Origin of the sequence: Glutamicibacter sp., assembly GCF_032154645.1 — a bacterium.
Classification (GTDB): Bacteria; Actinomycetota; Actinomycetes; order Actinomycetales; family Micrococcaceae; genus Glutamicibacter.
This window is the reverse complement of sequence record NZ_JALDXV010000026.1, coordinates 1-24,788: the sequence shown is the minus strand read 5'-3', so window position 1 is coordinate 24,788 and position 24,788 is coordinate 1. Positions and strand designations below refer to the sequence as shown.

The following is a 24,788-nucleotide window of genomic DNA, read 5'->3' as shown; positions in this document are numbered from 1 at the left end:
GAAAGGCCTGCATTCGAGGTGGGTGCGAGGTTCCAGGAGACTGTAGCGCCTGGGTATCAAAGCTCAATTTTGGTCTACCAAAGATCGTCCGTGGATCCGTTGTTGGATCCGACGAAGTTTGCTGCACTGAGATACAGCGAGTTTTTAGGCGAGTAGGCGGCATTTACGCAAGAAAATGGGATACAGAAACTTGCGTGTGTTGCGTGGCACACCTATTCTAGAGTGACATAAATTACTGACATTCATTTATTGAGCGGAGGCGCAGCGATGACTGCCTCGACGAATACCGTCACTCTCAAACGGAGCCTAGGACTAGGTTCATTGGTGATCTATGGAATGACCTCGATGGGCCTTTTGTCCGTTGTTGCCGTTTATGGATCCGGAACCAAGCTCAGCAACGGGCACCTGCCTGCCGCGTATCTGGTAGCGATCGTTGCGATGCTTTTCACGGCGCACAGCTATGGTCGCATGGCTCGCTATGTTCCGGTGACGGGGTCGGCCTACGCCTACACGGCCCGGGGCTTCGGCCCGTCGGTTGGTTTTCTGACCGGCTGGGCCATGCTGTTGGACTACCTGTTCATGCCGATGGTGAACTTCATGCTTTGCGGGCTGTACGTGAACAGCCTGTTTGCGGGCATCCCCGTCTGGGCGGGAACGCTGGGCTGCATGGTGCTCGTCGCCATTTTCAGTATGATCGGTGTTGCCTGGGTGGGACGCATGAATGCCTTCGTTGCCGCCGCTTCAATTTTGGTGATCATTACCTTCGTGACACTCGCCGTGGTAAACGCACCCGTCATCGACCTGCATGCGGTGTTGCAGCCTGCGCTGCCTTCCGACGCGGGCTTCGGGCCGATCTTCGCCGCGGCTGCGGTGGTTGCCTTTGCCTTCCTAGGCTTTGACGGGGTCTCCACGCTGGCCGAGGAAACGAAAGAACCGCGAAAGAATATTCCGCGGGGAGTCATCCTCGCGACCCTGGGTGCAGGGCTTTGCTACTTCTTGTTCTCCCTTGCCGGAAGCCTGATCATGCCCGACTGGACGCAGATTCAGAACGTCGATGCGGCCGGTACCGAATTAATGCAAAAGGCCGGGGGAGACACCTTGATGGTGATCTTCGTGGTGGTCAATGTCCTTGGGCTCATCCTGTGTGGAACCGCCGCCCAAATGAGCGTCAGCCGTGTACTTTTTGCCATGGGACGCGATGGATTGATGCCAAAGGCACTGGCGACGCTGCATCCTCGGTTCAAGACCCCGTATGTTGCGGCGGGATTGGTCTCGCTGCTCTGCATTACTGCGTTGTTTCTAACGCTTGAGCAGGCCGTGTACATGATTAACTTCGGAGCGTTGATTGCCTTTGCCATGGTTAACCTCAGCGCCATTAAGAGCCTGTACGTGGACAGGAAGCTGCGCGGCGGCATGGGAACCTTGCGGAACCTGATCCTGCCGTTGATTGGCTTCGCGTTTGTGGCTTGGCTCTGGACCCAACTTTCGCCCTTGAGCTTTGCCTTGGGAATGGCATGGTTGGCTGTGGGTGTCATAGTTCTGGTTGTCCGCAGGCGCAGTGGTGCACGGGTGCACTTGGCATTGGACGAGGAAAACGCACCGGCGGCCGAACAGCCCCTGGAATCAAGCACCGTCTAGCCGACGGTGGAGGAGGCTTTGCCGGGTCGTCGAATGATGAAACGGCAAAGCTTCCTTATATTTATTCCAGTCAACCAGCGGGATCAAGGCTCATTGCCCAGTGAACTACTCGGAGTCGTGGTCGGTTTCCAGAATGACCGCCAATTGATCCAAGACCGACTCGGCTCCTTCGCCGTCGGCTCGCAGCACGACGGTGGTCCCGTACTCGGCACCCAATCCCATCAGCGACAGAATGCTCGATGCATCCAGAGCGTCTTCGACGCCTTCGCCTTCCAGTGCGATGGTGACTTCCACCGGCGCCTCGGCGGCGGCTTCGGCGAAGATGGCTGCAGGGCGGGCGTGAAGTCCCACGCGGCTGCCGATGATTGCTGTACGTTCTGCCATGACAGGCTCCTTCTATTGGGTGGTGTTGGTGAATCTACAGGCCGAAGCGATCAAGCTGCGGCAGCTGGGCCCTGACGAGGCTGCGCGCCTCGGCCGCCGACTCGGCACTCAGAGCCAGTTCGGCAAGGTGCCGGGCAGCGGCGAGATCTACGCTGCGCAGCACGGCGGCGACGGGGGACAGCGCCCGCTTGTTCATCGACAGGGTGCTCACGCCAAGCCCCACGAGCACCACCGCCAAGGCAGGATCCGCCGCAGCCTCGCCGCAGACGCCCACAGGCTTGCCGCCGGCCGCGGCCGCGCCAGCGGTGCTTGCCTGGATAAGACGCAGCACCGCAGGCTGCCATGGGTCGTTCAGCGAAGCCAGGGCGCCGAGCTGGCGATCTGCCGCCATGGTGTATTGGGTCAGGTCATTGGTGCCCAGCGAGACGAAGTCGCAGCTGCCAAGGATCTTCTGCGCCAGTAAAGCAGCGGAGGGCACCTCGATCATGGTTCCCGCTGTCGGCAGTCCTGCCTGGGCCACCATCGCGGCGAAGTCCGCGGCTTCGGCAGGGGTGGAGATCATCGGCGCCATGGCCCACACCTGGGCCTGATGCGCAGCAGCTGCTTCGGCGATGGCCTCCAGCTGTCGGGCAAGCACCCCTGGACTGGCGCCGTTGGTGCGGTAGCCGCGGACACCCAACGCCGGGTTCGGCTCGCTGGTATCGGTGAGGAACGGCAGCGGCTTGTCGGCCCCGGCATCTAGGGTGCGCACCACAACCTTCCTGCCGCTGAAGGCAGCGAACACGTCGGCATAGGCCGCCACCTGTTCCGCGTGGCTTGGCTCGGTGTCTCGGCCTAGGAAACAGAACTCTGTACGCAGTAGACCCACGCCCTGGGCCCCGGCTTCAGCGGCCGCCTCTGCCTCGTCCCCACCGCCTACATTCGCCAGCAGCGGCACCAGATGCCCATCGGCAAGCCTGCCCTCGCCGTCGAACTCGGGGAGCGCTTCGCGCTGCGCGTAGGCGGTGGCCAGCAATTCCTGCTGCGCGCCGGGATTGGTGATCACGGTGCCGGCGACACCGTCGACAAATACCAGCTGCCCATCGTTCAGTGCGGTGCTCTGTGGCGCCGCCACGATGGCCGGCAGACCCATCGAGCGCGCAATGATCGCCGTGTGGGATTGCGGACCACCGTCGGAGGTCACCAGCGCCAGCACCTTCGCGGGATCCAAGGTGGCGGTATCGGCAGGTGCCAGATCCACCGCGGCCAAGATAAACGGCTGGTCGGAATCGGGGATGCCAGGAGCGGGGACGCCGCGCAGCTGCGCGAGGATCCGTGCCCTGACATCGAGGACGTCGGTGGCGCGTTCGGCCATGTATCCGCCCAGTGCACCAAGCTGGGTGGCTACGGCATCCGCCGCTTCCCAGATGGCTGACTCGGCGCAGGTGCCTCCGGCAATCAACTTGATAGCCGATTTCTGCAGCGTCCTATCCGAGGCCATGAGCGCCGTGGCCTTCAAGACCGCTTGGGCGTCGCCGGTTGCTGCGGCGGCACGAACCTTGAGGCCGTCCGCCACCAGCTGGGCCGCGGAGTGGAGTCGCTGCGTTTCGGATTCAGCGGTGGCCCCTTCGGGGAAGGGCGCACCGTCCACCGGCGCGGTGATCGGCTCCGGCATGCGCAGCACCTGTGCGATGACTCGCCCGGCACTGACGCCTACCCCGTAGTAGGTCTGCTGTTCGGTGTTCATGCCGCCACTCCTGCCGGTGCCTTGCGAACGAATTTCTTAAGGATGATGACCAGCGCTGCTGAGACCAGGGTGCCGATGGCGGTGGCCAGAAGGAACATCGGCCAGGTGTTGTTCATTGCGAAGAAGACGAAGATGCCGCCGTGCGGCGCTTGACTGACCACGCTGAAGCTCATGATCAGCGAACCGGTCACCCCTGCGCCCACCATGGAGGCGGGGATGACGCGCAGCGGGTCTGCGGCGGCGAAGGGGATGGTGCCTTCGGTGATGAAGGCTAGGCCTAGCAGCCATGCAGCCTTGCCGCTCTCCCGTTCAGCCCCGCTGAAAAGCTTGGGCGCAACCACCGTGGCAAGGGCCATGGACAGGGGCGGAACCATGCCGGCTGCCATGACTGCAGCCATGACCATCAGCGGCGCAGGGTTATCCATCAGGGAACCGGCGCCAAGACCTGCCACCGCAAAAGAGTAGGCCACCTTGTTCACCGGTCCGCCGAGGTCCACCGCCATCATTAGACCGAGGATCATGCCAAGCACCGCCGCCGCGGCCCCGGACATCCCCGACAGCCAGCCGTTCAGCGCCTCGGTGAGCTTGGCGATGGGGCCGCCGAACACCAGGAACATCAGCCCGGAGGCGATGATCGAGCCGAGCAGCGGCACAATCACCACAGGCATCAAGCCGCGTAGGAAATGCGGCACCGGCCAGGAATTGATCCAGCGGCAGGCAAGGCCGGCAATGACACCGCCGACGATGCCGCCGATGAATCCGGCACCCATGAACCCCGCTACCGCACCCGCGGTGAAACCGGGGGCGATGCCCGGACGGTCGGCGTAGGCGTAGGCGATATAGCCGGCCAGCGCGGGGACCAGGAAGTTCATCGACAGGGAGCCGATCTTGAAGGCAACGGCCCCCAAATACGCCGACAGGCCCGCGTCGGGAAGATTGAACAGCGAGTTGGCGCCAAGATACTGGTCTGCCGCGTCGGTAATTGCGTAGCCGCCGAGCAAAAAGCCCAGAGCGATCAGCAGCCCGCCGCCGGCGACGAAGGGGATCATATAGGAGACGCCGGTCAGCAGCGCCCGCTTCAGCCCGGCGCCGAAGCTCTCGTTCTGTGCGTCGGCTGCTTCACTGCTCGAAGGCCCGGCGGGAACTCGGGCGGCCTGCGGATCCTTGGACGCCGCTAATGCGTCCTTGAGCAGTTTTTCAGGCTCGTCCACACCGCGCTTAACCGGCACCTGTATGACTGGTTTGCCGGCAAAACGGCTTCGGTCGCGTACATCGACATCCACCGCGAAGATCACAGCGTCCGCCGCCTGAATCAGCGCCGGATCCAACACCGTGGTGCCCGAAGACCCCTGAGTTTCTACAGCAAATTCAATACCCAGGTCTTCGGCGCTCTGCGCCAAAGCATCGGCAGCCATGTAGGTGTGGGCAATGCCGGTGGGGCAGGCGGTCACCGCTACGATTTTGGGACGTGGCACAGTTTCTGGCTGTGCGGCGTTCGCCGGGGCCGCCGCCGGAGCCGGTGCATCCGAAATAACGGAGGTGACCAGATCGACGATTTCCTGTGGCGTCTGGGCTTCTCGAAGCGCCGCTGTGAAGGTTTTCTTGACCAGCGCACGGGCCAGTTTGGACAGCAGCTTCAGGTGCTCTTTGTCTGCACCCTCGGGAGCGGCGATGAAGAATATCAGGTCCGCCGGGCCGTCCTTGGCGCCGAAGTCAACCTTGGTGCCCAGCCGCGCCATGGCCAGGGTCGGCGTGGTGACTGCGGTCGAACGACAATGCGGAATGGCGATTCCGCCGGGTACACCGGTTGCGGTCTTGGCTTCGCGTTCCAGTGCATATTCGGCCAGTTCTTTGGCATCGGTGGCACGCTGTTGACCGGCGACCTGCTGGGCCAGGTGATTGATCACTTCGCCGGGCGTGGTGCCCAGATGCGCATCGAGGGTAACGAGCCCTGGAGTGATGAGATCGCTCATGATTATGATCCTTGTAGTTGCTCAAGTGCAGTGACAGTGACCGCGTCAACGCGCAGGTCATCTCGGGTGGGTATGGTGGAACCCGGCAGGGCCGCTGCGGCGCTCCCGTAGGCGATAGCCCAGCGTAGCTTCTGTGCTGGTTCCAACCCCGCGGTGTCTGCCAGCAGATAGCCGGCCAACGATGAATCTCCGGCTCCCACGGTGCTGCGTACGTTGACGGGTGCATGAGTGCCAACCCATGAGCCCTCGGCAGTGGTGAGCACGGCACCTGAAGCACCGAGCGTTGCAAGCACCGCGCCGGTGCCGCGTTCCAGCAGTGCACCGCTCGTTGCAGCCACCAGCTGCGGCGACGCCTCAAGCTCAGCCTCGGTGATTCTCGACCCCGCCAGCTCTGCCAGTTCGTGCCCGTTGGGCTTGATCAGATCCGGAACATGGCCCGGCTCGAAAGCGAAGAGCGCCCGTAGCGGGGCTCCTGAGGTATCCACCGCAATTTTGGGGCAGCGATCTTTCAACTGCTGGCGCAGGGACGCAATGAGTTGTGCATAGTAGTCGGAGGGGACCCCGGGAGGCAGCGACCCGGCAAGTACCAGCCAAGAAGCATTGAATTCGAGGATGCTGCTGACGATCAGCTGTTCTAATTGGCTAAGTGTTTCGGCACCGAGAACTGGTCCTGGCTCGTTGATTTTGGTGGTGATGCCATGGGGACCTACCAGCGTAATGTTGGTGCGCAGCGCTGCGTCGATGGGAAGGCTGCGGTGCGGCACAGAGTCTGTGGACAGCTCGCGGAGCAGCGGATCATTGGGATTTCCGGGGAGCAGCGCGAGTGTGGCGGCCTGCGCCGTATGCAGTGCTCGGGTCACGTTGACCCCCTTGCCGGCAGCCTGTACATGGGTGGATCGTGCACGTTGTACGGTTCCTGGCGCCAACTCGGAATCCAACTCGATGGTCTTATCAAGTGACGGATTACAGGTGAGGGTGATGATCATGCCACGATCACCTCAACGTCTGCGTCATGCAAGGCTCGGGCCAGTTCGCCTTCGGGCAGCTGGTCCGTGACGAGGGCGTCGATGCTGTTCAGGGAGCCGAAGCGGACCAATGTTTCCTGATCGAACTTCGAGCTGTCTGCAAGCAGCACCACGCGCCGTGCGCTAGACATCAGGGCGGTCTTGACGGCCGCTTCCAGTGGGTCGGGGGTGCTCAGGCCAAAGTCCGCATGCAGTCCGTTGGTCCCAATGAAGGCAATGTCCGCACGGTAGTTGGAGAATTCCTGGGTGGTACGAGCACCGCTGGCGGCGCCGGTGATGCCTCGGACTCTCCCACCGATCAGTTCTAGGGCGATGTCGGGGCTCTGCACCAAGACCGAGGCGATGGGCAGCGCGTGAGTGATCACCAGCAAGCCAGCTCCTGCATTGGTGTTGACCATGCGCTCGGCAAGAATTTCGGTGGTAGTTCCTGCATCGATGATAACCGAGGCGTCGGACACTGGAAGCAGGCTGAGCGCACGTTGAGCGATGCGTGCCTTGGACTCGGCATGGATCGCGGTACGGACTACATAACTTTCCTCGCGGGTGCTGGCGTCGCCGACTGCGACGGCGCCGCCGTGGACGCGGCGCAGATAGTTTTCCGACTCTAGCAGCGCCAGATCACGTCGAACCGTTTCGCGGGTGATTTCGAAGCGTTCGGAAAGTTGTGCAACGCTGACTTTTCCGTCGGCAGCAAGCTGTTCGACGATCAGTTGGTGTCGTTCTTCCGCGAACATTTTCGCCTCCGTCATTGGTCATGATCTAGAACACATGAATCTGTGTTTTCATGACTTTATGCCCGTTTATGTGGCAACGTCAAGCGAAATGGCGATTGGTTTTTGCCTTTTTCTGTGTTTTTGTTGGTTTGCTTGGCAACCCCGGGAGGAGTTCTCGAAAACTATGCCCTTCGCGCGTATGTCTTGGATCCGACGAAGTCTTGATCAGAGAACAGCTCATTGACCGTCACAAGCTTGTATCCCTTGTGCTTCAGCTTTGAGATCAGCTGTGGAACAGCCTTGACGGACGACTCATGGATGTCATGCATCAAAATGATCGAACCGTCGCTCACCTCGTCGAGTGCGATCTTGACTGTCTGCTTCGGGTCGTGGTGTTTCCAATCCAGGGTGTCGACATCCCAGAGGACCATTGGAACATTGATCAGCGAATCAACCTCAGGGTTGCGTGCGCCGTAGGGAGGGCGCATCGTATCCGGGGCGAAACCGGCAATGTCCTTGATCTTCTGCGCGGAGGCATTGACCTCTTCAGACACCTGCGCCTTGGACAGGGCGGTCAGGCTCTTATGGTCAAACGTGTGGTTGCCGAGCTGGTGCCCCTCGGAAACCATGCGACGAAGGGTCTGGGGATACAGCGGCGCATTCTGACCCAGAAGGTAGAACGTAGCTCGGGCATTCTCCTTTTTCAATTGGTCAAGAAGGCGCTCGGTGTAGCGCCCGGGCCCGTCGTCAAAGGTCAACGCAACGCACTTTTCCTTGGCGCAGTCCACCGCAGGCTGCGGTCTCAGGATAAATGGGACCGCCGGCGCAACAACAGCCTGAACCTTCTGCTCATGGACGGGAACCGCCACGCTCTGAGTATCTACCGACCGTGTTGCGGTATGCGCAGGCATCAGGTTCGAAATCGATTGCTTGGCAAGACTCGACGGAGACTGAAGGGCGCCGGCGCAACCGGTAAGGAGAAGTGCGCACAGAGAAAAAGACAACACCGCGCTAAGGCGTGAACGGGAGGGCATGAAAACAGCCTTTCGCGTACAGCCCCACCATGCCAAATCGACAGCCCGGTGGCACAGCAAACTCAACCGAATCGTTATAACGAGGCATGTCAGAGGTCGAATTTCGACGAAAAACTATGCCGCGCATCTCACCGTGCTGTGGCGTAGCACCTAACTTCGGATCTTCTGCGTTCCGCGGTTGAGCAGGTAGACGAGATACACGCCACCGAGGCACACGGTGACAACTCCCACCGGAAGCTGGATCGGGGCAAAGAGCCGCTGCGCCAAGAGATCACTGAAGGCCAGCAGGAAGGCCCCGGTGAGCGCCGTGGGGATCAAATTCAGCGATCCGGAACCAACCAACCGTTTGGCAAGCTGCGGGGACACCAGCGCAACGAATGCAATCGGCCCCGCCAAAGCCGTGACGGCGGCAATGAGCAATACCGCCAGCACTACCAGCACCAGCTTGGCGCGCTCGACTCGCATGCCAAGGGCGCTTGCCAGGTCGTCGCCCATCTGCAGCATTTGCATGGATTTCGAGCACAGCAGTACGCCGAGCAGTGCAAAAACCACCACAAGAGATACCGGGATGACCCCGGCCCAGGTCACGCCGTTCAATGAGCCAGCGCCCCACACCGCGGCGGCCATCGCCACGTCCAGTTCGGCGCGCAGCACCAGATAGTGGTTGAAGGATGCCAGTGCGGCGGAAACGCCGATGCCCACCAGGATGAGCCGGAAGCCGGCGGTGCCGTTGCGCCACGCCAGCAGGTACACCGCCAGCGCGGTGAGCAGGCCGCCGAGAAGTGCGCCGAAGCTGGTGAGCAGGAAGCTGCCACCGGCAAAGGTCAGCACCAGCAGTGCGCCCGTGTAGGCTCCGGTGGAGAAGCCGATGATGTCGGGGGACCCTAGCGGGTTACGGGTCAGGCTTTGGAAGACCGCACCGGATACCGCTAGGCCTGCACCGAAGATTAGCGCCGCCGCAGCACGGGGCATGCGCCATTGCCAGACGATGGTTTTCTCCAGTCCTTCACCCCCGCCAAAGAGGATGTGCACTACCTTCGATGGTGTGATGGAGTATTCGCCGCCGGATATGGAGAGGACGAGAACCAGAAGGCAGCCGAGTGCCAGGCAGAGCCCGACGAGCCGTCCGCGGGTTGCCCGGTGCGCCGCCGAGCGGGAAGCGAGCAGCGGCTGGATACTTTGGGGTGGGCTCACAGTGCCACCGCCTTCTTGCCTCGAGCGAGAGCGATCAGCAGCGGGGCTCCAATGAACGCGCAGACCACTCCGGCCTGGAGTTCTCCCGGCAGCATGATGCGTCCCACAACGTCCGCAACCAATAGCAGCATGGGAGCCAGCAGGCAGGTATAGGCCATGATCCACCCGGTGCCCGAACCTGCCAGGCGCCTCGCGGCGTGCGGCGCCATGAGGCCGATGAAACCGATCGCACCCACCGCTGCGGTAGCCGACGCTGCAAGAATGGTGATGGCTGCCAACACCAGAATTTGAGTTCGGTGGATGTTGATGCCCAGAGCCGTGGCGGCATCTTCACCCAGGGCAAGGCCGTCGAGGGAACGCGCACACAGCGCGGCCAGTGCGATGCCCAGCACGGTGAGGATCGCCAACGGAACGATGATCGAAGCATCGCGTCCCTGCAGGGAACCGATGGTCCATGCCCGAAGTTGGTCGAATGCCTGAGGCCGGATCAGCGACAGTGCGGTGCCAAGGCCGGTGAAGATCGCGCCGATCGCTACACCTGAAAGTACCAGCCGGACCGGGTCGGTGGAACCTGCGCGGGGTCGTCCGATGACATAAACCAGAGCCGCCGTCACGAGCGCGCCGAGGAAGGCGAAGGAAACATATCCGGCAAAACCGGAGACGCCCAAAAACCCTACGGCCGTCACGATCGCCAGCGAAGCACCTGCATTCACTCCCAAGATGCCAGGTTCGGCCAGGGGATTGCGGGTGAGCGACTGGGCTAGCAGCCCGGCAACACCCAACGCGGCACCCGCAAAAACCGCCAAGAGCGCACGGGGCAGGCGCGCCGAAAGTATGAGGCTGCGTTCCACCGACTGCTGTGTGGTGCCCAACGCATTAAAAATTGTTTCAAGGCTCAAGGCCCGTGATCCGATGCTCAAAGAGAAAGCCATAAGGGATACCAAAAGTACGGCTAATAGTCCGAGGACTAACAAGTGTCTCTTTGCTGACTTGCTATGTTGCAATGCAGTCGGTGGATCAAGTGTCTTCACTGTTTTGAGGCGCGCTTTCACGGTGAGGGTGCTGACTGATTTACCTTACCGCGCCGTAGTCTGCGTAGTTGATCCTTACCTTGTCAGGAGCGGCGGGAAATAGGATATATTGGCGTCGTGAATTTATTGAACACTCGTACTTCGTGGGGCCGCACCATCCTCGGCGCCACCGCTGCACTGCTGGTTGCCGTTACCGCCGGCTGTGGAGCCGCAAGCAACACCGCGGACTCAGACTCCGGCAACAAGGATGTTGCCGTCGGCGGTCAGAACTTCACCACTGCCGATGAAGAGACCGCAAAGTTCGGCTCCGACGCTGAAGCCGGTGTCTTCCCGCGCACCGTGACCCATGCCAACGGAACCACCGAAATCGCCGCCAAGCCGCAGCGTGTCGTGGTGCTGGATACCGGTGAACTGGATGCGGTGCTCTCGCTGGGCATCACCCCGGTTGGTATCCCGTCCACCGAGGGCGCAAACTCGGTTCCCAGCTACCTCGCCGACGAGGTGAAGGACGCCAAGACCGTTGGCACCATTCAGGAGCTGAACCTCGAATCCATCGCTGCGTTGAAGCCGGATCTGATCATCGGTTCGCAGCTGCGCGCGGACAAGCTCTACGGCCAGCTCAGCGAGATCGCGCCGACCGTCTTCTCGATCCGCCCGGGTTTCCCTTGGAAGGAAAACTTCCTGCTTGCCGGTGAGGCCCTCGGCGAAGAGAACAAGGCAGTCTCAGTTTTGAATGACTACCAGGCCAAGGCCACCGCCCTTGGCGAGGATGTTGACGGCGATCCAAAGATCTCGCTGCTGCGCTTCATGCCTGAGAAGATCCGCCTGTACGCCAACAAGTCGCTGATCGGCGTCATCCTGCAGGACGCGGGCCTGTCCCGCCCGGATAACCAGAACATCGACGATCTTGCCGCAGAGATCTCGGCGGAGAACCTCGCCGATGCCGACTCCGACTGGCTGTTCTACACCTCCTACGGCACCCCTGAAGCTACCGGTGAAAAGGCGGCGGTCGAGGGCCCTGTATGGCAGCAGCTGGAAGCGGTCAAGAACGATCACGCATTCCGCGTCAATGACGATGTGTGGTTCCTGGGCCTGGGCCCAACCGGTGCCAACCAGATTCTCGACGATCTGCGCGGCTACCTCGTGAAGTAGTTCCAAGCGAACCGCAAAATAAAATGCAGCTCCTGCGAAAATTCGAAGGAGCTGCATTTTCTCGGCCGAGGCTAGGCCAGCACCTGGCGTTTGGAAGAAATCACGCCGGTATTGAACCCTGCCAAACGCAGGCCACCGTGGAAGCGTGCGTGCTCAATCTTCACGCAGCGGTCCATCACGACGTTCAGTCCCGCCTGCTCGCCGCGGCGCGCAACCTCCTCATGCCATGAGCCCAACTGCAGCCATAGGGTCTTCGCCCCCACCGCCACGGCCTCGTCCAATACCGTGGGCAGGTCGTCGTGCTTGCGGAAGACTTCCACCAGATCGGGGACCTCGGGAAGATCAGCAAGCGACTTATAGACCGGCTGTCCCAAGATTTCATCCACTACCGGGTTGATGAAGTAGACCCGGTAGTTGGAGGAGGACAGCAGGTAGGTGGCAACGAAGTAGCTGGCGCGCGAGGGCTTGTTCGAGGCTCCCACGATGGCGATGGATTTCGTCTCACGCAGGATGTTCAGGCGCTCGGCGGCGCCAGGGCCTTCCCAGGTTCGTTTAGCGGTGCTCATTACTTAGCCTCCTTCAAAGCAGTGCTTGGCACCGCGCAGGCGGCGCCGTCGTAGGTTGATGCGGCGAACTCGGTGTGGGCCGCAGCCTCCTGCGAGGCGCTCAACGCCTGGTCCAAATCCCAGATGATGTCTTCGACGTCTTCCAGACCCACCGAAAGGCGGATGAGGTCATCTCGAACGCCCGCCGAGACCAGCTGTTCATCGGTGAGCTGCTGATGGGTGGTCGAGGCGGGGTGCAGCACCAGGGTGCGCGCATCGCCGATGTTCGCCAGGTGGCTTGCCAGCTGCAACGCCTCGATGAACTTGGCGCCGGCCGCCCGGCCGCCCTTCACCCCAAAGCTGAAGACCGAGCCGACACCCAAGGGCAGCAGCTCACGGGCCTGCTCATACTGCGGGTGGCTCGGCAGCCCTGCGTAGTTGACGTAGGTGACGCGCTCGTCGGCCTGCAGCCATTGAGCCACCTTCAGCGCGTTGGACAGGTGGTTGTCCATGCGCTGCGGCAGGGTTTCGACGCCCTGGAGCAGTTGGAACGCGGCCTGGGCCTGAAGCGCAGGCCCGAAGTCGCGCAGCTGCTCGCTGCGCAGCTTGGTGAGGAAGCCGTACTCGCCGAAATTGCCCCACCAGGAGACATTGCCGTAACTTGCCACCGGTTCGGTCATGGTGGGGAACTTGCCGTTGCCCCAGTTGAACTTGCCCGACTCAATCACGACCCCGCCCATGGTGGTGCCGTGGCCGCCGATGAACTTGGTCGCCGAATGGATCACGATGTCTGCGCCGTGCTCGATGGGGCGAAGGATGTAGGGCGGGGTCAGCGTGGAGTCGACAACCAGCGGAATTTCATGGCGGTGCGCCACCTGTGCGAGCCCGGCGATGTCCGCAATGTCTCCCGAGGGGTTGGCTACCACCTCGGTGTAGACAGCCTTGGTGTTCTCCTGGATCGCAGCTTCAAAGTCGGCGGGATCGTTGGAGTCGATGAAGGTGGTGTTGATGCCGAAGCGGCGCAGTGACACGTCGAGTTGGGTGATGGTGCCGCCGTAGAGCTTGGAGGAGGCGACGATGTGGTCGCCGGCCTGGGCCAGGGCTGCAAAGGTGATGAACTCGGCCGCCATGCCGGAGCCGGTGGCAACCGCGCCGATTCCGCCTTCCAGGGAAGCGATGCGTTCTTCGAAGGCCGCAACCGTCGGGTTGCCGATGCGCGAGTAGATATTGCCGTACTTCTGCAGTGCGAAGAGGTTCGCCGCATCATCCGCGTCCTTGAACACGAAAGAAGTGGTCTGATAAATCGGTACTGCCCGGGCGCCGTGCTCGGCGTCAGGGGTGCCTCCGGCATGAAGTGCGCGGGTGCGGAATCCAAACTGATGGTCTGCCATGGTGGCTTACGACTCCTTGTCGACTGGTTCTTCGGCCTTCAGGCATTCAACCTTCAAGGCCATCGAGGCAGGAATCCCGGGATCAATGACGCTTGCCCGCAAATTCATGGCGGAAAGCAGCTCCATCGCTTCTGGCGGTAGCACCGTATCCACCGGCTGTGGGAGGTTGCTGTGGCGTCATCGAACCAGATCTCTCGGCCGCTCGGGATGGTCGTAATAATCTTCGCAACGTGACCGAAAATGACCTAACTATGAGTCGTAACGTTGCGTATTTCTTCTTAACTCGGAGATTATTCGATATCTTCTGCCCACGGCTTATGCTCGAGTAATGGATACTGCGCTCGCATTGGTAAGACACGGACAGACCGACTGGAACCTGGTCGGCCGGCTGCAGGGGCGTACCGATATCGAGCTCAATGAGACCGGACGCAATCAGGCCCGCCGTCTCGGACGCTACCTGCGTGGCAAAGAATGGGATCTGATTCTTGCCTCGCCGCTGGGGCGGGCGCAGGAAACTGCCGCGCTGATCGCAGAGCAAGCAGGAATGAGCACCGGTCCCGCGGTGCCCGAACTCATCGAACGAGGTTTCGGCTCACTCGAAGGCCGCATTATGTCGGAAGTCAGCGACGAAGAAGCGGCCTTGGTGAACCACGAACTGGAAACACACCCTGCGATTTTGGACCGCGCGCTGCCCGCGCTCTTGGAACTTGCCCAACAATACGCGGGGCAGCGGGTCATGATTGTCAGTCATGGCGCCACCATGCGCACGGTGCGCGACGCCCTGGCAGGCGAGCGCCTTCAGAAGTCCGTGGAAAACGGCGAAATTTTAGAAATCGACCTTCAGCTGCTTTCCGAGCTGCACCAGCAGCGTCAGCAGGCCCCGGGAAAAGTGGGACAACTGAACTGAAGCAACGCCGCTAAATAGGTAATGAAGTAGTATCGTAAATATTATTTCAGTGGCGATGGGCTCTACCTAGGCGAAGGAATCGGCGATGGCGAATTGGCAGCGCGCAATGATGAAAGTCATGCGGATCAAGAACTATCCCGTGACTGTCAGTTCGTTCGAAGACCTCGCCGACTCATATCGCCGCATCACCTTTCACTCACCCCAGGCCGTCGAGGCGCTTGAAGGCTTTCCTACCGAGTGGGTACGCATTTGGGTACCGAAACTGGGCGCCGTCGACGGAAGAATCGTGCAGCGCGGATACACCGTCACAGCGCTGCGCAAGGAGCTGGACGAATTCGACCTGGAATTCGTCCTGCATGAGATCCCGGGGGCTGCCGGCGATTGGGCTAAGGGGGTCAGCCCCGGTTATGAGATGGAAATTTCGCTGACGCCGGCCAGGCCAAAAATCCCCGCCAAATGCGAACATCTTGTGCTCGCCGGTGACCTGACGGCCTTGCCTGCGATCAACAGCTGGCTGAGCTACGCCGACGAGCTGGATACGCCAAAAATCACTGTCCTGCTGGAAGATGCTCACGGTTCCACACGGGGATTCCCGCAGCAAGAACACGCGAAGCTCGATACGTGGACGTGGGTTTCTCCCACACCGGTCCTGGGCACCGCATTAGCCGAAGAACTCGAGCAGATATTGCGCAAGGAATCCGACGTTTACGTTTGGGGTGCTGGTGAGAAGGAGCTGGTCAAAAGGCTGCGAACCGTCATCAAGGCCCATGAACTGCCCAAGGAAGCCTACTTCACGCAGTTTTACTGGATCTTGGGCAGAGCGTTCGCGTAATCACGAAAATTTTTCCCGATTGCGGCTCACAAATCCGACTCGCGATACGTTTACATGGTGAAGGCCCATCAGTGAGCAAGGCACAGGAGCACCATGAAAGCACCATTCGAGCAGATCGTCCATGACTATGGGCTGAATGTCTTGCGCGTTTGCCGTGCCATTTTGGACGAGCACCGCGCCCAGGACGCATGGTCTGAAACCTTTCTCTCCGCGCTCAAGGCCTATCCCGAGTTGGACGACGACGCCAATGTCGTGGCCTGGTTGGTGCGCATTGCCCACCGGAAGGCGATCGACGAACTGCGCAGGCAACGCCCCGAGATCCCCTGGGAACAGCTGCCCGATGCGGCAGATGAAACTATCGAAACCGTCGAATCTGCGGTGCAGAAGCAAGAGCTTTGGCAACAGGTCAAACAGCTGCCTGACAAACAGCGGCTGGTGCTGGCCTATCGCTACCTCGGTGGGCTGAGCTACGCGGAGATCGCCCAGATTCTTAACGGAACCGAGGCGGCGGCCCGTCGAGCAGCAGCCGACGGAGTGAAGAAACTGCGCACACTGAGCGCAGGCAACGAGTACTTTCAGGAGTTGTCATGAACAAGCAACTGAATCAGGGCATGCCCACCGCTGAAGAACGCGCGGCACTGGACCTGCTGCACGAACAACTGCTTTTTGAGGCCGGGAAGCAAGAGCTCGTCGACCTGTCCTACAGAATCGTCGACAGTCCCATCGGCAAGCTGCTGCTGGCAAGCACCGAACACGGACTGGTCCGGGTCGCCTTTGAATCCGAAGGTCACGAGCGCATCCTGGAAATCCTTTCGGAGAAGATCAGCCCCAGAATTCTCAAGAATCCACGAAACTTTGACCGGCTGGCCTTTCAGCTGGACGAGTACTTCGCCGGGGCGTTGCAGAAATTCACCGTGCCGCTGGATCTGCAGCTTTCAACTGACTTCCGCCGCCAGGTGCAGCTTGAACTGGGGACCATCGGCTATGGTACGACGCTGAGCTATTCGCAGGTGGCAGAACACATCGGCAAGCCCAAGGCGGTGCGTGCGGTCGGCTCAGCCTGTGCAACGAACCCGCTGCCCATTGTGCTGCCCTGCCACAGGGTGCTGCGCAGCGACGGCTCGCTGGGCGGATACCTCGGCGGGCTGGACGTGAAGACCACACTGCTGAAGTTGGAGAACCCGAATTACGGCGAACGTGGGCAGACGCTGTTTTAGAAACTACCAGTGATCAGAAAACGGTCCCGGCGGGCAGTCACTGAGACCGCCCGCCGGGACCGTTGAGTTCAAATTCGTGCGATTAGTGCCAGAGTCCCAAGGCAAACTCGGCAATGATCGTTGCGAAGATGAAGGAGGCAGTGATTGCCACCAGACCGACGGGAACAATCTTCCAACCGATCTTCTTCAGCAGCCCGATGTCCTTGCCCAAGGACAGGCCAGCACAGGTCAGCACCACCGTAGTGATTGACAGGAACGGCACCGCGCTGAGGGTGTGGACAAAGAAATCAGCCACGGGGGAGATGGGGCTGCACAAGATTGCGACAATCGTTGTCAGCCAGATCAGCGAAGGGATCTTGTTCTTGGTCCACTTGGCCAGGTAGGCGCCCACAACGATCAACGCGCAGATCACCAGGTAGGAGTAGATCAGCTGGAGACTGAAGCCCACGGAGATGGTGGCTGTTGCGATACCCATGACCGACAAGACCGGCAAGGATACCCGCAGCGGTACATGTTCCACCGCGCCCACCTCGGAAGCTTCCTCGGCGAACTGGGCGTTGTCTTCTTCGAGCGTAGCCAGTGCCTTGTCCTGATCGGGCAGGATCCCGGTCCGTTCCGCTGTTACTGCGGCGGCGGCCTTGCGCTTGGCTCCGGTGAGGAAGTTGTAGACCTTATTCGCCAGCGGCAGTGCCACGAACATGCCGACGTAGGTGCCCATCACGGTGGTGATCAGGTTGGACACCGCGGCCATGGACAAGATTGCCTGCTCGGAATCGGGGTAGACAGCGGAGATGCTGGCAGCAGAAGCGGCCATCATGGATCCGGAACCGACGCCCGCGCCCATCGCCATCGCCAGCGGGTCGAAAATTCCCCAGCTTGCCACCACTGAGGTCACTAGCGAGATGTAGATGGCTCCGAAGATCGTGCCGAAGACATACATGGCCAGCACGCCGCGGTATTCATCCGAGTTGGAGCCGAATCGGGCCGACACCATCGCGAAAGAAGACTCGCGGTCAATGGAGAAGGTTGCGCCAACAGTGGAACGCCCCATGCGCAACAGGACTGCCAATGGCAACGCCAACACGATCGTACCGAGCATGTGACCGATTTCCTGAAGGAACAGGGCAGGTCCTGCGGAGATCAGGTCGGGAATGTGCGGGCCGATGTCCGCTGCAAGTCGAACCACCAGCAGCAGCACCGCGATGGAGGAGAAACCTGCGGCGATCTTCTGCGAGGTAATGGATACCGGCTTGAACTTCTGCAGCGTCAGTACCGCACCGATAATAAGTCCCCACACCATGGGGAAAATCAGTAGTGTGCCGATCCCAACATCAAAGGTCTTCTTGCCGATCAATTCGGCAATGATGGTGACTACCAGGGCCAAGATGGAGATCGGAAGCGCGTGCTTTGCGCCGATCTTGGCGGTAGATGACATAGTTTTCATTTGGTGTCCTGTGGCAAAGGCCGAGTTGTTAGCCGCGGGCGTACGCTGCGGCGATGAAACGGTCACGGTCTGCAAGCACAGCGGCGCTGGCTGCGGCTGCGAGAGACAGGCCAGCATCGGTCATGACCTGGTAGGCTTCCGGCGTGTTTGCGGAAGCGGTGAACCCTGCCGAATGCACTGGCGCGGTAGCGCCCGGCACGGCAAACATTGGGTGGATTGCAGGGATTACCTGCGAAATGTTGCCCATATCGGTGGAGCCCCCGGAGCTTTCACGAGGGTCGACGGGGCTGACGTCGTTGCCGCGGGCGGCCATGGCGTCGTTCCAGAAGGTGGCAAGCAGTTCGTCCTGAACCACTGGTTCATATAGCGGCTCGGTGGCTTCGAACTCAAGGGTCGTGCCGGTGGCCACAGCTGCACCTTCAAAGCAACGGCGGACCTTCGCCAGCGACTGCTCGTATTCTTCAAGCTCAAAGGCCCGAACCTCGAACTGCACTACCGAGTAGTCCGGGATGATGTTCGTGACGTGCCCTGCTTCTTCGATGTAGGACGCAACCCGGTGGGTGTCGGGCAGCTGCTGGCGCAGCAAGCCGATGGCTACCTGAGACAGCGTTGCTGCATCTGCTGCATTGATTCCACGGTGCGGCATAGCCGCTGCGTGAGCCGCCTGACCGGTAAACATTGCCTTGAAGCGGCCGACCGCCTGGGTGGTGGTGCCCAGCGGGTTGCTGGTACGACCCTCGTGCATCGGGTGTGCCATCAGCGACAGTCCCACACCGTCAAAGGCGCCGCGCTCAAGCATGAGTACCTTGCCGCCGCCATGCTCCTCTGCGGGAGTGCCGATTGCTTTGAGGGTGATGCCCAGCTCGTCGACAAGTGGAGCCAGCGTCAGTGCTGCGCCGATCGATGCGCCGGCAATCAGGTTGTGGCCGCAGGCGTGCCCCACCTGTGGGAGGCAGTCGTATTCGATGCAGATGCCGACGACCAGGTCGCCGGTGCCGATGCTCGCCTCGAAAGCGGTGGGCAGATCGCAGATGCCCACGGTGATGGTGAAGCCGTGATCGGCGAACAGCGCGGTGATATTTGCCGCCGCGCGGTGTTCCTGGAATGAGAGTTCGGGGTGTGCATGAATGTCCTTAGCCAGATCTTCAATGAGCTGGCGTTTCGCTTCCCAGTTTTCTTCGAGGTTGCGTGAGAGTTCGGGGTTGCCGCTGATCAGTTCAGACATGAATGCTCCTTTTAAGATTCGTAGATTTCGAGCTCGTTCCACAGTTCGTGGACATTGACCAGTCGTGGTCGGATGGCGTGAGATTCGTGGTTTTCCATTCCGGCAAGCAGACCGTAGGCCACGGAAACTGCTGCTGTGGCGGACTGGAAGGTGAAGACGCCTTCACTTGGTACGGGAAGCACGTGATCACTGTATTTAGCGAGCAGGCTGGTGGTCAGGTCGGTGATGGTGATGACCTTCGCCTTGGAGGCCGCGGCGATTCGGGCTGCGGCGGTGTACTCTTTCAGCGGTCTCCAGAGGTGGGAGATCAGCAGTACGTCGCCTTCGGTGAGCGTGTTGAGGATGGCAGCCAAATGGACACCGGTGCGCTGTTCAAAACTTGCCGGGTAGCCCATGACCGAGGCCAGGTGGGCGAAGACCATCGAGGGGGCTGCATGGGATCCCTGGCCTAGGCAAATGATGCGTTTTGCATTGCACAAGACATCGATGCATTCAGCTACTTTCTCGGCATCTATCAGGTTTCGGGCCAGTTCAAGGTTCTTGGCGTCGTGCGCCAATGAATCGTGGACCGGAGATTCTACGACGACCTGTTCACTGAATTCAGCTTCGCGGGAGATGTAGACCAGGAACTGTGCGCGAAGTTCGCGCTGCAGGTCCGGCCAGCCTGAATACCCCAAAGTCTGGGCGGTGCGAACGACAGTTGAGCTGTTGACCGCCGAGCGTTCTGCAACTTCATTCAGCTCAGCGTAGGCGGCAAATTTTGGGTTCAGGCTCAGGCTGTTAACTACCCGCTGCTGGGATTTTGTGAGCTTGGTATTGCCGAAGAGATCGCCATGCCAGGGTGTGCCCTGTTGTGAGTCCAATTCGTTGTCCACGCGCTTGCCTTTCGCCACTGCCAGCCTGTGATGCGGGACATATCAACGTCCCTGAATTGCAATAGTAATTGCAGAAACATCTTTTTGCATAGCTTGTTGCAAGAGTTTTGGTACCCCTCGCTGATCCAAAAGTTGCCCCGAAGGATGTATTGGAACTTTCTGGAATAAATATTTACTGACGGCTGTCGCTGTTTTTGGTGCCCAGGTGACTTTGGGGTGCCTGGCTGGAAAGGGAAATATTTCCACCCCCTGCTAGTCGCGCTCTAATTTTGAAAATAATAAACATCATGTGATGTTTATGTGTTATCGTTGAGTCATGATCAAGACATTCGCTTCAGTCCCAGCAGGATTCACGGTTTACTCCGATGTGAACTTCACGCAGTTTCCAGCAGGTGAACTCCACTTCACCCTTGGGCCGGCGGCCTCGGAGCAAACTCCGGTGCGAGTGCTCATCACCGGAACCGATGCCAACGACTACGTGCGTGCGGGACTCTGGATCGACTACGCGCACCAGCACGGACACACGGTGGAAGCTGTCATCCCTTATCTGCCTGCGGCGCGGGCAGACCGCGGCGAGCCATTCGGCGCCAAGGTCTACGCGAATATGATCAACAGCCTCGAAGCCGACCGGGTGATCTGCTTCGATCCGCACTCTCCGGTCATGGTCGGACTGATCAACAACCTGCTGGTCATCGACTCAGCGGCCGTACTCGCTTCGGATCAGCGCATTCTTGGCCGCCGATATGTCGGAGTGATAGCACCGGATGCGGGCGCCGTGAACCGGGCGCAGGCCGCCGCGAACGCCTTGGGGGTTCCGATGTTCCGGGCGTCCAAACACCGGGACTTCGCCACCGGAAAACTCAGCGGATTCAGCTGCGAGGCGCTTCCCGAACGCGGCAGGCTCCTGGTCGTCGACGACATCTGCGATGGCGGCGGAACTTTCCGAGGACTTGCCGAATCAACGGGGCTCGGTAGCGATCGCCTCGACCTGTGGGTCAGCCACGGAGTCTTTTCCGGAAAGGCTGCACGACTGCGCGAAAATTTCGGAGCAATCTTCACCACCGACTCGCACCCCGGGCATCAAAACCCTGAGGTCAACGCCACCATCATTCCCGTCTCCACTTTCATGTTCTAAGGAGAAGCATCATGAGCATTACAACAACTTCACCGGCAGCCTTCACCCAGATGACAGCACCGTCCGTCACCGCGGCATTGTTTCTCACCGACTGCTACAAGCTGGGTCACAAGGATATCTACCCCGCCGGAACCACGCGGGTCCTCTCCAACTACACCAACCGCGCGTCACGGGTTGAGGGAATTGAGAAGGTCGTGCACTTTGGTTTGCAGGCATTCTTGCAGTCCTACTGTGTTGAGGCCTTTGCGCCGTTCTTTGCCGCCGACGAAGATGAAGCGGTGGCCGAGTACGATCAGCAGCTGGTCGCTGTCTTGGGGCCGGATCACGGAATCGACACCGGACACATCAGGGCACTGCACCGGTTGGGCTACCTGCCACTGATCTTCTGTGCGCTGCCCGAAGGAACCCGCGTCCCGCTGCGCGTGCCAAGCTTCACGGTTGAAAACACCCTGCCCGAATTCTTCTGGCTGACCAACTACATCGAGACCGTCCTCTCCTCGGAAATTTGGCAGGCTTCAACCTCCGCCACGACCGCCGACACCTACCGAGGGATCCTCGACGCCGCAGCGGAACGAACCGGCGGAGACTTGTCAGCGGTGAACTGGCAGCTCCACGATTTCAGCTTCCGCGGAATGCCGGGAGCCCACGCGGCGGCGGCTTCGGGCGCCGGGCACCTGCTCTCCTTCACAGGATCGGACTCGCTGGCCACCATGGACTGGGTCAACCGCTACTACCCGAGCGCGGCCGGAACCGACAACCAGTTGGTCATCGGATCCATCCCGGCAACCGAACACTCCGTAATGAGCGCCGGAATCAGCGCGGTCGACGAGCTGGACACCTACCGGCGCATCATCAATCAATACCCTGCCGGGAACATCTCGGTGGTTTCGGACACCATGGACTTTTGGAAGGTGCTGACCCAAATCCTCCCAACGCTCAAGGAGCAGATCATGAGCCGTGAAGGAAAGCTGGTGATCCGCCCAGATTCTGGGGATCCTGTCGATATTATCTGCGGCATTGCAGACCTTGAAAACGAAGAGGGAGAGGAACTGGACCCCGCCCACTTGGGCGCCGTGCGCCTGCTGTGGCAGGTATTCGGCGGACGAATCAATGAGGCTGGATTCAAGGAGTTGGACCCGCACATCGGTCTGATCTACGGAGATTCAATCACCATGGATCGCGCGCGGCAGATCACCGGGAAACTTGAGGCGATGGGCTTCGCCGCGTCGAATGTGGTGCTTGGGGTCGGTTCATTCACCTATCAGTTCGTCACCCGCGATACCTTCTCCTCGGCAGTCAAAGCCACCTGGGCGGAAATCAACGGCGAGGGACACAATTTGCTCAAGGATCCGGTCACGGACAGCGGAATGAAGAAGTCCGCCACCGGTCGTTTGTCGGTGGTTGAAAATGAGTACGGGGAGCTTGCACTGATCGAGAAGGCGACTGCCGAACAGGAAGCGGCTTCATTGCTCAGGCCCGTATGGAAAGACGGCAAGTTCCTTCGGACCCAGTCATTCAACGATGTGCGACGGGTTCTGGGAAACCTGCGCTGAACGATCATTGCCGCCAGTCGATCCGCTCGGTAAATACCCGGCGGATCGGCTGCCCTATGATGAGAACTATGCCTACCCAGCCCCTCGTTTCCATTGATGCGGTTCCACTCATAGTTCAGGACGGCCAGCTCTGCGTCATCACCGGGCTGCGGCTCTTTGAACCGTTCATCGGGCAGGCGGCCCTGCCAGGAGTTCTGCTCAATGCCAATGAAAGGCTGAGCGAAGCGGTCGAACGCGCACTGCTCTCCAAGACAGGCATCAGCGAATACCTCGCCATGGTGCACACAGCGGTGTTCGACGACTTCGAGCGCGACGAGCGCGGCCCAACGCTGTCCATCGCGCACCTCGTGCTACTCGACAGACTTCCGGACAGCGATTCGGTGCGGGTCTATCCGCTCGATCAGCTTCCGGCGCTGCCCTTCGACCACAACCAGATCATTTCCCAAGCATGCTCGGTGTTGCTTGACTCGCTCTGGGTCAATACGGACCTGACCAAGGCACTGCTGGGCGACGACTTCACCACGGCAGATGTGGTGGCCCGCATGAAAGAACTCGCGACTGCCGCAGGCAGGCCCGAACCAGTGGTCAATAATGTCGGCCGCGCGCTGTCATCGAACAAGGCGATCCGCAAACTTGAGGCGGTCCCTCAGGGGACGGGGCGTCCACCGGCCCGTTGGCAATGGGTTGAACAGCGCTAATCCAATGGCGTTAAACAAAGGGCGGTTGCCTTCCTCCGAATGGAGGAAGGCAACCGCCCTTGTAGTGCTAGGAACTAGCTGCTAAGAACTTAGTTCTTGCGAGCCAGGTCGAAGCGGTCCGAGTTCATGAACTTGGCCCATGCAGCGGCGAAGTCGCGAACGAACTTCTCCTTCGCGTCATCCGATGCGTAGACTTCAGCCAGCGCACGCAGTTCGGAGTTGGAACCGAACAGCAGGTCAACGCGGCTACCTACCCAGCGGCCATCCTTCGAGGTGTAGGTCTGCTCGTCATCCGAAGCAGTCCACTCGATGCCTGGCTCCAGCAGGTTGGTGAAGAAGTCGTTGGTCAGCGCGCCCGGGGTGTCGGTGAAGACGCCCAGGTTCGAGCCATCCCAGTTGTTGCCCAGTACGCGCAGACCGCCAACCAGAACGGTCAGTTCTGGAGCGGACAGGCCGAACAGGTTGGCCTTGTCGATCAGCAGGTACTCGCTTGGCAGGTTGATGAAGCCCGAGTCGTAGTTGCGGAAGCCGTCGGAAACTGGCTCCAGCCATGCGAACTGGTCAACATCGGTCTGCTCCTGGGTAGCGTCAACGCGGCCCGGTGCGAAAGCAACCTCGATCTGCTGGCCGCCGGCCAGAGCAGCCTGCTCGACGCCTACGTTGCCGGCAAGAACCACAACGTCGGCGAAGGAAGCCTTGATGTCGGAAGTAGCGTTGAAGGTTTCAACGATTTCTTCCAGCTTGGCGATCACTGGCTTCAGCTCTGCAGGCTGGTTGACAGCCCATGAAACCTGAGGCTCCAGACGGATGCGGCCGCCGTTGACTCCACCGCGCTTATCCGAGGAACGGAAGGAAGCTGCGGCCTTCCAAGCGGTGGATACCAGCTGCTGAACCGAAAGACCGGATTCCTTGATCAGTTCCTTCAGGCCTGCGATTTCAGCGGCACCCAGGGTGACCTCTGGAGCTGCTGGCAGTGGATCCTGCCAAACCAGGTCCTCAGCAGGAACCTCTGGGCCGAAGTAGCGGGACTTCGGGCCCATGTCGCGGTGGGTCAGCTTGAACCAAGCACGGGCGTAAGCGTCCGCGAACTCTTCAG

The 24,788-nt window shown here is 60.4% G+C and carries 23 protein-coding genes; 9 read left to right on the top strand and 14 right to left on the bottom strand.

All coding sequences use genetic code 11. The features are described 5' to 3' along the window. The first annotated feature begins 345 nt into the window (after nt 1-345). A complete protein-coding gene (locus RUH64_RS15750; protein WP_313814655.1) occupies nt 346-1,638 on the top strand; it encodes an APC family permease in 1,293 nt (430 codons plus the stop codon). Between the two features lie 105 nt (nt 1,639-1,743). Here RUH64_RS15750 and RUH64_RS15745 read toward each other — a convergent pair whose 3' ends face one another. From RUH64_RS15745 to RUH64_RS15710, 8 genes are all read right to left on the bottom strand, one after another. Continuing rightward, complete coding sequence (locus RUH64_RS15745) at nt 1,744-2,022, bottom strand: HPr family phosphocarrier protein (RefSeq protein ID WP_313814654.1); 279 nt, start codon at nt 2,020-2,022, stop codon at nt 1,744-1,746. Between the two features lie 34 nt (nt 2,023-2,056). Continuing rightward, complete coding sequence (gene ptsP / locus RUH64_RS15740; protein WP_313814652.1) at nt 2,057-3,748, bottom strand: phosphoenolpyruvate--protein phosphotransferase; 1,692 nt, start codon at nt 3,746-3,748, stop codon at nt 2,057-2,059. Next, nucleotides 3,745-5,721: a fructose-specific PTS transporter subunit EIIC gene (locus RUH64_RS15735; RefSeq protein WP_313814649.1), complete on the bottom strand. Its 1,977-nt coding sequence runs from the start codon at nt 5,719-5,721 to the stop codon at nt 3,745-3,747. Before RUH64_RS15735 ends, ptsP begins: the two co-directional genes overlap by 4 nt. A gap of 2 nt (nt 5,722-5,723) precedes the next feature. Next, a complete protein-coding gene (locus RUH64_RS15730) occupies nt 5,724-6,707 on the bottom strand; it encodes a hexose kinase (protein WP_313814648.1) in 984 nt (327 codons plus the stop codon). Then, nucleotides 6,704-7,480 (bottom strand): DeoR/GlpR family DNA-binding transcription regulator, encoded by a 777-nt coding sequence (locus tag RUH64_RS15725; RefSeq protein WP_313814681.1) that lies wholly within the window; start codon nt 7,478-7,480, stop codon nt 6,704-6,706. Before RUH64_RS15725 ends, RUH64_RS15730 begins: the two co-directional genes overlap by 4 nt. Before the next feature lie 161 nt (nt 7,481-7,641). Further along, nucleotides 7,642-8,328: a polysaccharide deacetylase family protein gene (locus tag RUH64_RS15720; RefSeq protein WP_313814647.1), complete on the bottom strand. Its 687-nt coding sequence runs from the start codon at nt 8,326-8,328 to the stop codon at nt 7,642-7,644. A 315-nt stretch (nt 8,329-8,643) separates the two neighbouring features. Continuing rightward, on the bottom strand, nt 8,644-9,687 hold the full coding sequence (locus RUH64_RS15715) for an iron chelate uptake ABC transporter family permease subunit (protein WP_313814646.1): 1,044 nt from the start codon (nt 9,685-9,687) through the stop codon (nt 8,644-8,646). Beyond that, nucleotides 9,684-10,607, bottom strand: a complete 924-nt coding sequence (locus RUH64_RS15710; RefSeq protein WP_396276070.1) for a FecCD family ABC transporter permease — start codon at nt 10,605-10,607, stop codon at nt 9,684-9,686. The genes RUH64_RS15715 and RUH64_RS15710 overlap by 4 nt, the downstream gene beginning before the upstream one ends. A gap of 237 nt (nt 10,608-10,844) precedes the next feature. Here RUH64_RS15710 and RUH64_RS15705 point away from each other — a divergent pair, with 237 nt between their 5' ends. Next, entirely contained in the window at nt 10,845-11,870 is a 1,026-nt protein-coding gene (locus tag RUH64_RS15705) for an ABC transporter substrate-binding protein (protein ID WP_396276071.1), read from the top strand. Between the two features lie 71 nt (nt 11,871-11,941). Here RUH64_RS15705 and RUH64_RS15700 read toward each other — a convergent pair whose 3' ends face one another. Then, a complete protein-coding gene (locus RUH64_RS15700; RefSeq protein WP_313814645.1) occupies nt 11,942-12,436 on the bottom strand; it encodes a CoA-binding protein in 495 nt (164 codons plus the stop codon). After that, nucleotides 12,436-13,806, bottom strand: a complete 1,371-nt coding sequence (locus RUH64_RS15695; RefSeq protein ID WP_313814644.1) for an O-acetylhomoserine aminocarboxypropyltransferase/cysteine synthase family protein — start codon at nt 13,804-13,806, stop codon at nt 12,436-12,438. The genes RUH64_RS15700 and RUH64_RS15695 overlap by 1 nt, the downstream gene beginning before the upstream one ends. Nucleotides 13,807-14,134: 328 nt before the next feature. Between RUH64_RS15695 and RUH64_RS15690 the strand changes: the two genes are divergently transcribed. From RUH64_RS15690 to RUH64_RS15675, 4 genes are all read left to right on the top strand, one after another. Further along, nucleotides 14,135-14,713 carry a histidine phosphatase family protein gene (locus RUH64_RS15690; RefSeq protein WP_313814643.1) on the top strand — a complete coding sequence of 193 codons (579 nt, stop codon included), beginning with the start codon at nt 14,135-14,137 and terminating at the stop codon, nt 14,711-14,713. Between the two features lie 85 nt (nt 14,714-14,798). Next, a complete protein-coding gene (locus tag RUH64_RS15685; RefSeq protein WP_313814642.1) occupies nt 14,799-15,545 on the top strand; it encodes a siderophore-interacting protein in 747 nt (248 codons plus the stop codon). A gap of 93 nt (nt 15,546-15,638) precedes the next feature. Further along, nucleotides 15,639-16,136, top strand: coding sequence for a sigma-70 family RNA polymerase sigma factor (locus RUH64_RS15680; protein WP_313814640.1), 498 nt, complete (start codon nt 15,639-15,641; stop codon nt 16,134-16,136). Further along, nucleotides 16,133-16,762, top strand: a complete 630-nt coding sequence (locus tag RUH64_RS15675) for a methylated-DNA--[protein]-cysteine S-methyltransferase (protein ID WP_313814639.1) — start codon at nt 16,133-16,135, stop codon at nt 16,760-16,762. The genes RUH64_RS15680 and RUH64_RS15675 overlap by 4 nt, the downstream gene beginning before the upstream one ends. An 82-nt stretch (nt 16,763-16,844) precedes the next feature. Here RUH64_RS15675 and RUH64_RS15670 read toward each other — a convergent pair whose 3' ends face one another. Genes RUH64_RS15670 through RUH64_RS15660 form a run of 3 tightly spaced genes read right to left on the bottom strand, consistent with a single transcriptional unit; the run spans nt 16,845 to nt 20,306 of the window. Next, nucleotides 16,845-18,206: a DUF3100 domain-containing protein gene (locus RUH64_RS15670; protein ID WP_313814638.1), complete on the bottom strand. Its 1,362-nt coding sequence runs from the start codon at nt 18,204-18,206 to the stop codon at nt 16,845-16,847. Nucleotides 18,207-18,234: 28 nt separating this feature from the next. After that, nucleotides 18,235-19,431 (bottom strand): M20 family metallopeptidase, encoded by a 1,197-nt coding sequence (locus RUH64_RS15665; protein WP_313814637.1) that lies wholly within the window; start codon nt 19,429-19,431, stop codon nt 18,235-18,237. A gap of 11 nt (nt 19,432-19,442) precedes the next feature. Beyond that, nucleotides 19,443-20,306 carry a MurR/RpiR family transcriptional regulator gene (locus tag RUH64_RS15660; protein WP_313814636.1) on the bottom strand — a complete coding sequence of 288 codons (864 nt, stop codon included), beginning with the start codon at nt 20,304-20,306 and terminating at the stop codon, nt 19,443-19,445. 316 nt (nt 20,307-20,622) lie between these two features. Between RUH64_RS15660 and RUH64_RS15655 the strand changes: the two genes are divergently transcribed. The 3 genes from RUH64_RS15655 to RUH64_RS15645 all read left to right on the top strand — a co-directional run bounded on the left by RUH64_RS15655 (nt 20,623) and on the right by RUH64_RS15645 (nt 23,692). Next, nucleotides 20,623-21,441: a phosphoribosyltransferase family protein gene (locus RUH64_RS15655; RefSeq protein ID WP_313814634.1), complete on the top strand. Its 819-nt coding sequence runs from the start codon at nt 20,623-20,625 to the stop codon at nt 21,439-21,441. 11 nt (nt 21,442-21,452) lie between these two features. Next, entirely contained in the window at nt 21,453-22,994 is a 1,542-nt protein-coding gene (locus tag RUH64_RS15650) for a nicotinate phosphoribosyltransferase (RefSeq protein ID WP_313814633.1), read from the top strand. A gap of 68 nt (nt 22,995-23,062) precedes the next feature. Beyond that, complete coding sequence (locus RUH64_RS15645) at nt 23,063-23,692, top strand: hypothetical protein (RefSeq protein WP_313814632.1); 630 nt, start codon at nt 23,063-23,065, stop codon at nt 23,690-23,692. Nucleotides 23,693-23,781: 89 nt separating this feature from the next. On the opposite strand, the gene RUH64_RS15640 is transcribed toward RUH64_RS15645, so the two are convergent. Further along, nucleotides 23,782-24,788 (bottom strand): peroxidase family protein (locus RUH64_RS15640; protein WP_313814630.1); only part of this gene is annotated, 1,007 nt, incomplete at its 5' end.